Origin of the sequence: Formosa sp. Hel3_A1_48, from assembly GCF_001735715.1 — a bacterium.
Lineage (GTDB): Bacteria > Bacteroidota > Bacteroidia > Flavobacteriales > Flavobacteriaceae > UBA3537.
This window is the reverse complement of the sequence record NZ_CP017259.1, coordinates 1,429,789-1,443,091: the sequence shown is the minus strand read 5'-3', so window position 1 is coordinate 1,443,091 and position 13,303 is coordinate 1,429,789. Positions and strand designations below refer to the sequence as shown.

Here is a 13,303-nt window from a genome sequence, read left to right as displayed (position 1 = left end):
AATGATAGATTATGCTAAATTTTAATTTATATCCATTCTAAATAATATTAGATTTTTGTTTTAAATTTATTGATTTACATTTGTAAAATGAACATTGAATTATGAAGCTAAATTTTTTGAAACTATTTTTTATCATTGCCTTGTTTTCAGGTCCTCTTTTAGCACAAGAAGGTGCAGTAAATATTTACAAAAGTGAAGCTATTGATCGCTTGATTGAGCTAAAAAAAGAAGCCAATAAAGAAATAAATTTTAATAAAATACAAATTTACAGTGGGCCTAGAGCTGGCGCAGAACAAGCGCTTTCATCATTTCGCTCTTTTTACTCAGACTATTCTTCAGAGATGAAATATGAGACGCCAAATTATAAAATATGGGTTGGTGATTTTAGAACAAAAATTGAAGCAGATCGTGCTCTCATAGCAATTAAAAAGAAATACCCAAACGCCTTTATTTTTACGCCTAAAAAAAGTTAAAAATCAATACAAAAATCTAGCCTAAAGTTTCTTTTTAACAGCAACCTCTTGGAAAGCTTCAAAAACGTCTCCTAACTGAATATCGTTATAATTCTTGATTTGCATTCCACAATCATATCCTTTGGACACTTCTTTTGCGTCGTCTTTAAAGCGTTTTAATGAAGCCAGTTCTCCGGTATAAATCACTACACCTTCTCTAATGATACGGATTTTAGAGCTTCTATAAATTTTACCATTGGTGACCATACATCCTGCGATAGTACCAATTTTGGAAATTTTAAAGGTTTCTCTAATTTCGGCAGACCCTGTAATTTCTTCTTTAAACTCAGGGGACAGCATTCCTTCCATAGCATCCTTCAAATCATTAATCGCATCGTATATAATGGAGTACATACGGATATCTATTTCTTCTTTTTCAGCAATTTGTCGCGCGTTACCCATTGGGCGAACGTTGAAGCCAATAATGATAGCGTCAGAAGCTGATGCGAGGAGAACATCGCTCTCTGTAATAGCACCCACAGCTTTGTGAATAATGTTGACTTGAATTTCTTCAGTGGATAGTTTTTGGAACGAATCGGTAAGCGCTTCCACAGAACCATCAACATCTCCCTTAAGTATTATGTTTAGCTCTTTAAAGTCGCCAAGCGCAATACGTCTGCCGATTTCGTCAAGGGTGATATGACGCTGTGTACGAACAGATTGTTCTCGCTGCAATTGAGTTCTTTTTGCGGCAATTTGTTTGGCTTCTCGTTCGTCTTTAAAGACTGTAAATTTATCTCCTGCTTGTGGCGCACCATCCAAACCTAATATTGAAATTGGTGTAGAGGGCCCAGCTTCAGAAATTTCTTGCCCCCTTTCGTCGTGCATAGCTTTGACTTTTCCACTATTTTTCCCGGCCAGCACATAATCCCCAACACGCAAGGTTCCTGCCTGCACCAATACTGTAGACACATAGCCCCTACCTTTATCTAGAAAGGCTTCAACAATTGTCCCCACCGCGGGTTTATCTGGGTTAGCTTTGAGTTCTAATAGTTCTGCTTCTAACAGCACTTTTTCTAAAAGTTCTTGTACCCCATCTCCATTTTTTGCGGAGATATCATGCGACTGAATTTTACCACCCCAATCTTCAACCATAAGGTTCATGTTGGCAAGTCCTTCTTTAATTTTATCTGGATTTGCTGTTGGCAAATCAACTTTATTTATTGCAAAGATAATGGGCACACCAGCAGCTTGGGCATGTGAAATAGCCTCTTTTGTTTGGGGTTTAATATTATCATCTGCGGCGATTACAATGATGGCTATATCAGTAACTTGAGCACCTCTTGCACGCATCGCCGTAAAAGCCTCATGCCCAGGTGTGTCTAGAAATGCTATTTTTTGACCAGAGTTTAAAGTCACGCCATAGGCCCCGATGTGCTGTGTTATCCCACCTGACTCTCCTGCAATAACATTTTCCTCTCTAATGTAATCCAATAATGAAGTTTTACCATGATCGACATGGCCCATAACGGTTACAATGGGCGCGCGTTCTAATAAATCCTCTGCTTTGTCCTCTACTTCCTCGATGTTTTCATCTATGTCAGCAGTAACAAAATCTACAGTGTAACCAAATTCCTCAGCAACAATTGAAAGAGTTTCTGCGTCTAAGCGTTGGTTCATCGTAACCATCATCCCTAAAGACATACATGCAGAAATAATTTCTGTAACAGAAACATCCATCATTGTAGCAACTTCATTGGCTGTGACAAACTCAGTCACTTTTAATGTTTTACTTTCTAGTTCTTGTTGCTCTAAGTCCTTTTCCGTTTGTTGACGGTGTTGGTCACGTTTATCTCTTCTGTACTTGGCTCCTTTACCCTTAGTTGATTTGCCTTGAAGTTTTTCTAAAGTCTCTCGTACTTGTTTTTGAACTTCTTCTGCGGTTGGCTCAACCTTAGGCGTTTGGGGTTTAGATTGGTTTCTTACTCTGTTGGAACGAGATTTCTGACCTTGATTTGGGCCTCCAACCTTGCTAATTCTTTTTCGTTTCTTTTTGGAATCAGCAGAGTTTGATTGGTTTTTATCTTTGGCCGCTGCTGGCTTTTTTGGTTTATTAAACTGGGATAGATCAATGGTTTGACCTGTTGACTTTGGCCCAGATAACTTAGCGTACTGAGTTTTTACTGTTCCTGATTCGGTTTCTGGTTCTGCAGAAACATCCTTAGTGGGGTTTTCTACAGCATTTGCTGCTTTTGCTTCAGCTGGTTTTTCAGTTTCTACCTTAGTAGGTATGACTGGTTTAGGATCTTCTTTTTTGGGTTGAGGTTTTGTTGGATTCAAATCTATTTTTCCAACTTTTTTGGGCCCTTCAAAAGTCGTTTTGGCCTTAATAACTTTTTTGGCCTCTTCTTCCTTCTTTAGTTTCTCTTCTAGCTCAAGTTCACGTTGTTGACGAAGTGCTTCTTTTTCTTTTTGTTTGGCTTCTCCAACTTCTTTTGAAGCAACTTTCTTGCTGGCATCAGTTTGAAACTCCCCTGAGAGAAGTTGATACACTTCAGCAGAAATTTTGGTTGTTGGACGTTTCTCAATCTCTATGTTTTTTGACTCCAAAAAGTCAATAGCACGATCCATCGAGATGTTCAACTCCCTCAATACTTTACTTAGTCTAATGATATCAGCCATAAATTGCCTTTGTTGTTTTTTTATTCTTTAAAATTTGGGCCAGATCATTCAATCTGGGTGCCAATATAATTAAAATTTTAATCTTCGAATTCTTCTTTTAAAATTCGCATTACGTCATCAATAGTTTCTTCTTCCAAATCAGTTCGTTTTACCAAGTCTTTGACGTCTTGTTCTAATACGCTTTTAGCAGTATCCAAACCGGCTTTCGCAAACTCTTCGATAATCCAAGATTCGATTTCGTCAGAGAATTCAGAAAGTTCTACATCCTCTTCAACTCCTTCTCTGAAAACATCAATTTCGTAGCCCGTAAGACGTCCTGCAAGACGAATATTGTGTCCTCCACGGCCAATGGCCTTACTAACTTCTTCAGGCTTAAGTATAACTTCGGCTCTTTTAGTTTCTTCGTCTAACTTGATCGAAGTAACACGCGCTGGGCTTAAAGCTCTTGTGATAAACAATTGTAAATTGTTGGTGTAATTGATAACATCGATGTTTTCATTACCCAGCTCACGAACAATCCCATGGATACGCGAACCTTTCATCCCAACACATGCCCCAACTGGGTCAATTCTGTCATCGTAGGAGTCGACAGCAACCTTAGCTTTTTCACCTGGTATTCTGACAACATTTTTAATAGAAATCAATCCGTCGAATACTTCTGGGATTTCCTGCTCAAATAATTTTTCCAAAAATGCTGGCGCTGTTCTGGACAATACGATATTAGGTTTATTGCCTTTCAACTCTACACTTTCAATAATACCACGAACATTCTCTCCTTTTCTAAAGAAATCAGATGGGATTTGCTTATCTTTTGGTAAAATAAGTTCGTTCCCCTCATCATCCAAGAGAATAACTGCACGGTGACGGATATGGTGCACTTCAGCAGTGTAAATTTCTCCTTCAAGGTCTTTAAATTGCTTGTAAATATTGGTGTTATCATGTTCTTGAATCTTAGAAATTAGATTTTGACGAAGCGCCAAAATAGATCGTCTTCCCAAATCAAATAGCTTTACTTCTTCTGAAACATCTTCACCTACTTCAAAATCTGGTTCAATTTTTTGAGCTTCAGATAAAGAAATTTCTTGGTTTTCGTTTTCAACCTCGCCGTCAGCTACAACAATTCTGTTGCGCCAAATTTCTAAATCACCCTTATCTGGGTTGATAATAATGTCGAAGTTATCGTCATCACCAAATTTCTTTTTTAAGGCATTCCTAAATACATCCTCAAGAATGGCCATAAGGGTCACACGGTCTATGAGTTTGTCATCCTTAAACTCCGAAAACGAATCGATTAATGCTAAATTTTCCATAATGTGGTTCTTATCTTAAAATACTAATTTTATTTGTGCTTTGTCAATGTTTTGATAAGGAATGGTGGCTGTTTTTTGAACAGTAACCTTTCCTTTTCCAATAGGCTTTGGTTCTCTAGCCTTCCATTCCAAAACAATTTCATTTGTGTCAGCAGCGGTCAAAACTGCTTCAAACTTTTCATTTTCAATTGTTTTGAGTTTAAGCGTACGGCCAATATTTTTTTGATATTGACGCTGATGTACTAAAGGAGTTGTCGCACCTGCAGAGGACACCTCTAATGAAAAATCTTGTTCCTCACGATCAAGATTATGTTCAATTGCACGACTTATATACATACAGTCTTGTACTAAAACACCCTTGTCGCCATCAATAACAATACGGATCTTGTTTCCATCAAGAATTTCGAAATCAATGAGAAACAAATCAGGTCTGTTTTCAAGCCCTTCCTCCAATAATTCTTTTACGCTATCTCTAAACATTTGGTATAAAAAGAGGGGACTTCCCGTCCCCTCACAATTTATTTTTCTTACTACGGTGCAAATATAAGGGATTGCAGACGGTTTTTACAAGTTTTTGTGAAGGTTTATTGTTTTTTTTTAAAAATAAAAAGCTTTAACAGAAGTTAAAGCTTTTCTTGTTGGCCCACTAGGGCTCGAACCTAGACTCTTCTGGACCAAAACCAGACGTGTTGCCAGTTACACCATGGGCCAATTTATTAATGAGGATGCAAATTTAGAACAAAACTTTGGTTGCACAAATATTTTTTAAAATAATTAGCTGATCAATTATTTGGTTTATTTTATAAACTAGTTTATATTTGAAAAATTAAAACCTATTTTATTATGAATCATTCAGAACAATTAAACCTTATTAATGACGCTATTAATAAGACTAAGGAACAACTTAAACCAACATCCATAAATTTTATTTTTTGGGGGTTGCTTATTTCGATTATGAGTATAATTCATTATTCTTTTCCTGAGTTAATTCAGAAAACGGCTTATTCTTCTCTTTTATTTTGGACTCTTATTCCTGTAGTAGGTATGATTTTTACCATTGTTTACAATATAAAGATTGGTGGGCGCATAGGCTACGAAACGCATATTGGGCGTGCTCTAAAGCTAGTTTGGGGTGTTTTTAATATAGCGTGGATTACACTTGTCATCATGTCAGTGTTTAAAAAACAAAACCCTGTTCAGGAAATTCTATTTCTTCTTGGAGTTATTTTACTTATAACGGCACTTCTAATTCGATTTACTCCTCTTATAATTGGTGGAATAGCCGTAGTTGCTTGTAGTGTTTTGATCACTATTTCACCAAGTATAAATGTGCTTTTGATTAATGCCGCAGCTACCTTTTTTGGGCTTTTTATCCCTGGGTTATCTCTTTATCTAAGTAAAAACAATGTTTGAACCACTTGATAAACTATTGACAAATCCCATTCGTTTGATGGTGATGTCTGTTCTCGTGAAAGTAAGTAGTTGTGATTTTAATTATTTAAAAAAAATCACAGAAAGCACTCAAGGCAATTTAAGTGTTCAGCTGAAAAAACTAGCGGAAAGCGGATACATTTCTATAGCCAAAAGTTTCGAAAACAATTACCCAAAAACAAAGTGTAACGTGACAAAAAAAGGAATTTTAGCCTTTGAAAATCATTTCAAAAACTTAAAGAAATACCAAAATATTGACCTGTGATTCGATTCATTTTGAAAATTGCAGTACTCAAAGGGTTATTTGTTGTGAATCTATCGCTCAAATTATTTAGCCTTAATTGATTTATTATTAAATTCGCCATGAACTAAATTTAAACCATGGCAAATTCTAATTTCAAACAATGGAACCTAATTCTAGGGTGGGTTGCATTTGCCGTTGCATTTTTGACCTATGCCCTCACCGTTGAACCAACTGTCGGTTTTTGGGATACCGGAGAGTATATTTTAACTTCTTCAAAGCTTGAAGTCGGCCACCCCCCCGGGGCACCATTATTCCAAATGCTCGGTGCATTTTTTTCTATTTTTGCATCACAACCATCTCAAATTGGTTATGTGCTTAACATGATGAGTGCTGCCGCAAGTGCATTCACCATTTTGTTTATGTTTTGGTCTATTGTTTTGTTGTTGCAAAAAATTATAGGCCAAGCTAAAGAATTTAACACAAATAAGGATATTGGTATTCTAGGGGCTGCTTTTGTTGGGAGCTTGTCTTTCGCTTTTACAGATTCTTTCTGGTTTAATGCCGTAGAAACTGAGGTATATGCCATGGCAACCCTCATAATGGCCGTAATGTTTTATTTGGGGCTTCGCTGGGAAAAAGAGATGCATTCTCCAAAAGGAAACCGCTGGCTTATATTAATCTCATTTATCGTTGGGCTTTCTTTTGGGGTGCATTTTATGGGGCTTCTTACGATTCCAGCCATTGGTCTTTTGTACTTTTTTAAGAATTATAAAACGATTACACCAAAGAATTTTATCGTTGCCAACGTAACAGTGGTCGCCATTTTGTTGTTTGTATTTAAGCTTCTGGCACCAAATATTTTGAGATACTTCAGTGTGCTGGAAATTTTCTTTGTGAACAACATTGGATTACCATTTAATTCGGGGTCTATTATTGCGTTTATCATTTTGACTCTTAGTATTTATTTTGGGCTGAATTACAGCAAGAGAAAAGGATATATTGTATTCAACACAGGATTGTTGTGTGTGACATTTATCATTATTGGATTTACCACCTGGCTAATGCTACCCATTCGTGCAAATGCCAATGTACCTGTTAATGAAAACAACCCTTCAAATGCGCGCGAGTTGTTGGCTTATTACAATTTGGAACAATACCCAAAAACACATTTGTTTTATGGACCACAATTTACAGATCAATACGCTGGTTTAGATGAAAACCAACCATATACTGATGACAAGCCTAAATATGAAAAAGATGAAAAGTCGGGGCGTTATGTTATCGTTAATGATTATGAAAACGCCATTCAAAATTATAATAGCGATCATGGCTCATTGTTGCCGCGCATGTGGAGCGGTGAGCATGCAGAAAATTACATGATATACTCTGGCCCTTTAGAATTTTCTATAAAGTCAGAATACAAAATGCAAAACGAATTTAGAAGCTTAGTTGCTAATTTTAGATTATCTGTTGCAAAAGGAGAAATAGACTATGAAGGTTATCATGATTTTTTAAGAACCTATGGGCGTTATTTAGACATCGAAAAACCGTCTTTAATTGATAATATTTATTACCTCTTAGATTACCAGATTGGATATATGTATTGGCGTTATTTTATGTGGAATTTTTCTGGGCGCCAAGACGACATTCAAGGAAAAATGGATATGCATGGCAATTGGATTAGTGGAATCAACTTTATTGATGAATACCTCTTGGGCATTACCCAAGACAATCTTCCTAGCGATGTTCTTAACAACAAAGCTAGAAACACCTATTATTTGCTCCCTTTATTATTGGGATTAATAGGCTTGTTTTTTGTGTTTAGCAAAGATAAAAAGGTGTTTTGGACAATGTTGGTGTTCTTTCTTTTCACAGGAATTGCTATACAAGTTTATACCAATGTTCGTCCTTTTGAGCCGCGCGAACGAGACTATTCATTGGTTGGGTCATTTTATGTTTTCGCGCTTTGGATAGGTATTGGGGTTTTTGCGCTTTTTGATAAGGTACAAATACACATTAAATCAAAACTTCTTGCTCCAGTGATAAGTCTATTTTGTCTTGTGGCTGTTCCAGGTATTTTGTTGAGCCAGAATTGGGACGATCACGACCGCTCTAATAGAAAAACAGCACACGCGATGGCTGTAAATTACCTTGAATCATGCGCGCCCAATGCTATTATTTTTACAATTGGTGACAACGACACTTTCCCGCTTTGGTATGCACAAGAAATTGAAGGAATTCGAACAGATGTTAGGGTAGTTTGTACAAGTCTTTTGAGTGCTGATTGGTACATCGACCAAATGAAGCGAAAAGCATATAATAGCGAACCTGTTCCTTCCAAACTCACTCACGACAAATATAAATGGGGTACCCGGGACTACATCATAAAAGAAGTTGTGACCAAAGACACTCTTGATATTGTTCAATTTTTAGATTTTATTTCAAGTGACGACGATCGAACCAAATACGGATATGTTTTGGAACAGCAAGGCTACCAAACGAACGGACAACGCAAGCAAGATTTAAATGCAAATTACGCCCCAACCGAATTTGTGCGAATTCCCGTTAATAAACAAGCCGTACTTGAAAATGGAGTTGTTGCAGCCAAAGATGCAGAGAAAATTGTAGATTACATTGATATCAAAATTAAGGATCAGGCGATTTACAAAAACCGCATGATAATGCTGGATATTATTGCTCAGAACAATTGGGAACGCCCCATATACTTTAGTGGAGGTGCCTTTGGTGATGAAGATTATATTTGGATGAAAGATTATCTGCAGTTAGATGGGTTTGCATACAAACTTGTTCCTATAAAAACAGCGCTTGACAAAAACAATCTCTATGATATGGGCCGAATCGATTCTGAGAAAATGTATGAATTGGTTAAAGATTGGGAATGGGGCAACAGCGGAAATCCAGACGTTTACCACGATGTTGAAACCCGTAGAAATAGTTTGACATTTAGAGGGCATATGGCGCGGTTGATAGAAAAACTAATCAACGAAGAGAAACTCGAAAAAGCAGAAGAAATCGCAGATTTGGCAATGCAAAAAATGCCTGTAGATATATTTGGATATTACGTTTACTTAGAACCTTTTATTGGCGCATATTACGAAACTGAAGCAGACGACAAAGCACGAGCGCTTTACAAAGAAGTTGTGGTAAAATATCAAGAAAGCTTAAATTATTTCAGTGGAGTTTCAGATGAAAATAAAGAAAAACACATCCAAAGCATATACTTTGATATTGAACGATATAAGAGCTTAGTTGACACCATAAGCATTTATGAAGACGAGGCATTTGTCAAAACAGAAATGGAAATATTTAATGGGTTTTTACGCTTGTTTACTGGCGAAGAGGAAGGCCAAGAAAGGCCTGAAGAATAAGCGTTGAAGACTAACTACATATGGTTTTGCATAAGGCCAATGATAGTGTTGGCATCGAGTTCTCCACTTTGCCTCCATTTCATATCTCCAGACTTATAAATTATCAGAGTTGGTAGTCCTTTGATCCTCAAGGCTTCTGATAGTGCTTGATTTTTATCAACGTCAATTTTGATGACTTTAGCCTTATCTCCAAGAGCTGCAGCCACATCTCGAAGCACGTCGTGCATGGCATTAGATGCCTCATCCCATTCAGTGAAAAAATCAAAAAGAACAGGAACCTCAACGTCTATTAACTCTCCAAATTTGGACATGATATTGCGTTTATTTTAGATGGATAAGTAAACTTTTTTATTAGCCATCTAATACAATATTAAAAAAAGAAAATTAAATCAACGCTTTTTTTTGATTTATTTAAGGGTTTTACAGGTTGTTTAACGGCTTTTCCCCCTTTTTTAATGTAATAACTGTAATTTCTGGCCAAATACCCACTCGCCCAGGGAATGCCAAAAATCCAAAACCGCGATTAACATTAAGGAATTGACCGGCATTCTGGTAAAGCCCAGCCCAGTATTTATAGCGCCATTTGATAGGGCTCCACTTAAACACTCCAGGTATTTCTATCCCAAATTGCATACCATGCGTATGCCCACTAAGTGTAAGCTGGTAATGTAGCTTGTCATCAATTACTTCATATTGCCAATGAGAAGGGTCGTGGCTCAATAATATTTTAAAATCGTCTTTAGATATCTGAGATGTTGCCTTTTTTAAATCTCCTTTTTGTTTAAATCCTTTCCCCCAATTCTCTACGCCTATAACAGCAAGACGTGCTCCATCTTTTTCAATGAACTTAGATTCATTCAAAAGCAGTTGAAACCCCATATCTTTTTGAAGCGTCAGCATATCTTGAAAATTTTTTATTTTGGCCTCTTCTGAAGGCCAACGCAAGTAGTCGCCATAGTCGTGATTCCCCAATACAGAAAAAACTCCATCTTTAGCGCTTAGTTTAGAAAATACAGATTTCCAGGGCAGCATTTCAGAAGTTTTACTATTCACCAAATCGCCAGTAAACATGATAACATCCGAAGCTTGCTCGTTAATTAAATCAACTGCGTATTCTATCTTGGCTTTCTCATCGAAGCTGCCACTGTGTATATCGCTAATTTGCGTGACTTTGTAGCCGTCAAATTCTTGTGGGAGATCGTCATAAAACAGTGTGTATTTCAGGACCTTATAGTTGTATTTTCCTTTTGTAATGCCATATAAAATAGATAAAAATGGAATGGCTGCGACACCCAAAGCCAACTTGCCAATAAATGCTCTTCTAGCCTTAAAAAAAGCATCACCTGTATTTGATTTTGAGAAAGCAGTGTTGTAAATTCCTTCAAAAAGACGAAATACATCTTCGCCAAACATAGCTGCTATTAATATAAATTTTGGCACATAGAACAAGACAAAAAGTGCGAAGGCAGTATAGAAGCCGTGGTTTACGCCAGAAGAGCGGTTTAAACTCATGGCCTGATAAATAATATTTCCTAAAACGAATAAAGAACAGAGCACATACAGTACAGTAAGCCATGTGTTTTTTGAAACACTTCGAATACTCTGAAGAGCATAAAAATCAAGTGTCAGAACTATCCCTACAAAAATTAAAATTCGAACCATATTATAAAATATGCCTCAAAAATAGCATAAAACTTCTTAACATAATTAGTAATAAAATAATTTATAAACACTCAGTTCAGAAGTATAGCTAAGGTTTAAGTATTTATCAATAAACAAGTTTGGAAATTTACACAATTGTTGATGGATTTGGTTACTAACAATTGTGAAACTAAAAAACAATGAACATATTTTCGATAATAATTTAAACACAACTAATGACTTAGGACAAAAAAAATCAATACTTTTGATAGAAACTAATTTTATTACATCAATATAGATTCCGTTTCAGGTAGCTTTGAACTTTAATATTTTAAAGACTCAAAACATAAAATTATATTTTAGTTTAACTAATGAAAAGGACCGCAGTTTAAATGCATTATGTGATCGCTTTAACTATTAACACATTATTACTAGGTTTATGCGATTTTTATCAATTATAATACAACAAACCAAAATTCATGAGTGCAAAAAATAACCAATCCGCATTAACAACTTTAGTAACTGTATTTTTCTTCTGGGGATTTATTGCCGCATCAAACGGCGTCTTCATCCCCTTCTGTAAAACTTATTTCAACATCGACCAATTTCAATCTCAATTAGTCGATTTTGCATTTTATGGTGCCTATTACTTGGGCGCACTTTTTCTTTTTGTAATGTCGAGTAGTATTAAAAAAGACGTTTTAAATAACTGGGGGTACAAAACAGGAATTGTCTACGGGCTATTAATTTCAGCATTAGGTGCCTTGCTGATGTACCCTTTTATAGATGGTGCTGAACAAGGAGATACACCAGTATTTTACCTTGTGCTTGTGGCGCTATTTATCGTTGGTTTAGGATTTTCGTTGCAGCAAACTGCTGCAAATCCATTTGTAATTTCTTTGGGCAGTGTTGACAAAGGGTCGCAACGCCTTAATTTAGCAGGAGGCGTCAATTCATTCGGAACTACAATTGGGCCTATAGTCATTGCGTTAATTATTTTTGGATCGACCCCACTCTCAGGAGATGAGCTCAATCAAATGATCGCCAATAATGAAATAAAATTGACCACGGTTCAGTTTTTATATCTAGGTGTAGGTCTATTATTCTTGGCTGCGGCTGCACTTTTTTACTTCTCTAAAAAATTGCCAAATACAAAATCAGAGGAAGAATTTGAGCCTGCAAAAAAAGCAAAAAACACACTTATTGTCTTGACAATCCTTATTGCTTTATGCTTTGGTTTGATTTTCAATACCTATACTTCTTCGGGTGTACACACAGATTCTGTTGAAAACACAAGATTATTACTGCTAGTAATTGCACTTGCAGCAGTTATTGGCTGTGTATTGTTTGCCAATGTGAAAGCTAAAAAAAATCCAGAGGGCTGGGGAGCTATGAAATACCCTCAGCTTGTATTGGGGATGCTGGCTATATTTACTTATGTTGGTGTAGAGGTTACTATTCAGAGTAACTTGGGCGAACTCCTTAAGTCTGTTGCAGATAAAGTAAACCAATTGAATCCTCTAGGGCTAAAAGTTATGAATGATGCTGAAATTGCACCCTTTATCTCGCTCTATTGGGGTGGTTTAATGATTGGCCGTTGGGTTGGAGCTATTTCCGTATTTAACCCCAGTAAAGGGCTGAAAAAATGGTTGCTGATTCTTGTCCCTTATGTTGCTTTTGGCGTTATCCTTCTAGTCAACTTTGGTAAGTATTCTGGTACAGAAATTTTATTATTTAGCTTATGTGTTGCTGTTCAAATTGGTGGTTTTTTCTTAGCTAAAGACAATCCGATTGCCACTCTCAAATTTTTCAGTATCCTAGGAATTATCGGAATGATAATTGGCGTTTTTGCTTCGGGACAAATAGCACTTTTCGCCCTACTGTCTGGTGGATTATTTTGCTCTATAATGTGGCCTTGCCTCTTTACTCTAAGTATTACGGGCTTAGGCAAATATACAGCTCAAGGCTCGTCCTTTTTGATTATGATGATTTTAGGCGGGGCTATTATCCCTCCACTTCAAGGAAAACTAGCTGATATTTTCAGCATACAATCCTCTTATTGGGTTGCTGTTTTATGTTTTGTATACTTATTGTTTTACACCTACAAAACAAAAGCAGCACTTCAAAAACAAGGGCTAAGTTCTCAAGATTAAC

General features: G+C 36.5%; 10 protein-coding genes and 1 tRNA gene. 5 read left to right on the top strand and 6 right to left on the bottom strand.

Annotated elements, in window-relative coordinates:
* Positions 1 to 101 precede the first annotated feature (101 nt).
* Positions 102 to 473, top strand: coding sequence for an SPOR domain-containing protein (locus FORMA_RS06570; RefSeq protein WP_069674909.1), 372 nt, complete (start codon positions 102 to 104; stop codon positions 471 to 473).
* A gap of 21 nt (positions 474 to 494) precedes the next feature.
* Here the strand turns inward: FORMA_RS06570 and infB are convergent, their stop codons facing one another.
* The 4 genes from infB to FORMA_RS06550 all read right to left on the bottom strand — a co-directional run bounded on the left by infB (position 495) and on the right by FORMA_RS06550 (position 5,155).
* Positions 495 to 3,134, bottom strand: coding sequence for a translation initiation factor IF-2 (gene infB / locus FORMA_RS06565; protein WP_069674908.1), 2,640 nt, complete (start codon positions 3,132 to 3,134; stop codon positions 495 to 497).
* Between the two features lie 77 nt (positions 3,135 to 3,211).
* Positions 3,212 to 4,444 carry a transcription termination factor NusA gene (gene nusA / locus FORMA_RS06560; RefSeq protein ID WP_069674907.1) on the bottom strand — a complete coding sequence of 411 codons (1,233 nt, stop codon included), beginning with the start codon at positions 4,442 to 4,444 and terminating at the stop codon, positions 3,212 to 3,214.
* A 15-nt stretch (positions 4,445 to 4,459) separates the two neighbouring features.
* On the bottom strand, positions 4,460 to 4,924 hold the full coding sequence (gene rimP, locus FORMA_RS06555; RefSeq protein WP_069674906.1) for a ribosome assembly cofactor RimP: 465 nt from the start codon (positions 4,922 to 4,924) through the stop codon (positions 4,460 to 4,462).
* A 158-nt stretch (positions 4,925 to 5,082) separates the two neighbouring features.
* Positions 5,083 to 5,155 (bottom strand) — tRNA-Gln (locus FORMA_RS06550).
* Positions 5,156 to 5,287: 132 nt separating this feature from the next.
* On the opposite strand from FORMA_RS06550, the gene FORMA_RS06545 reads away from it, so the two are divergent.
* The 3 genes from FORMA_RS06545 (at position 5,288) to FORMA_RS06535 (ending at position 9,508) form a co-directional block, all read left to right on the top strand.
* Positions 5,288 to 5,857, top strand: a complete 570-nt coding sequence (locus FORMA_RS06545) for a hypothetical protein (protein ID WP_069674905.1) — start codon at positions 5,288 to 5,290, stop codon at positions 5,855 to 5,857.
* On the top strand, positions 5,850 to 6,140 hold the full coding sequence (locus tag FORMA_RS06540) for a winged helix-turn-helix domain-containing protein (protein WP_069674904.1): 291 nt from the start codon (positions 5,850 to 5,852) through the stop codon (positions 6,138 to 6,140). Before FORMA_RS06545 ends, FORMA_RS06540 begins: the two co-directional genes overlap by 8 nt.
* Positions 6,141 to 6,256: 116 nt before the next feature.
* Positions 6,257 to 9,508, top strand: coding sequence for a glycosyltransferase family 117 protein (locus tag FORMA_RS06535; RefSeq protein ID WP_069674903.1), 3,252 nt, complete (start codon positions 6,257 to 6,259; stop codon positions 9,506 to 9,508).
* Between the two features lie 14 nt (positions 9,509 to 9,522).
* On the opposite strand, the gene FORMA_RS06530 is transcribed toward FORMA_RS06535, so the two are convergent.
* Both FORMA_RS06530 and FORMA_RS06525 read right to left on the bottom strand, forming a co-directional pair.
* Positions 9,523 to 9,819: a thioredoxin family protein gene (locus FORMA_RS06530; RefSeq protein ID WP_069674902.1), complete on the bottom strand. Its 297-nt coding sequence runs from the start codon at positions 9,817 to 9,819 to the stop codon at positions 9,523 to 9,525.
* Between the two features lie 109 nt (positions 9,820 to 9,928).
* The gene (locus FORMA_RS06525; protein WP_069674901.1) at positions 9,929 to 11,170 is read right to left on the bottom strand and encodes a metallophosphoesterase; all 1,242 of its coding nucleotides are present in this window, start codon (positions 11,168 to 11,170) and stop codon (positions 9,929 to 9,931) included.
* Between the two features lie 458 nt (positions 11,171 to 11,628).
* Between FORMA_RS06525 and FORMA_RS06520 the strand changes: the two genes are divergently transcribed.
* Positions 11,629 to 13,302, top strand: a complete 1,674-nt coding sequence (locus FORMA_RS06520; RefSeq protein WP_069674900.1) for an MFS transporter — start codon at positions 11,629 to 11,631, stop codon at positions 13,300 to 13,302.
* Position 13,303: the final 1 nt, after the last annotated feature.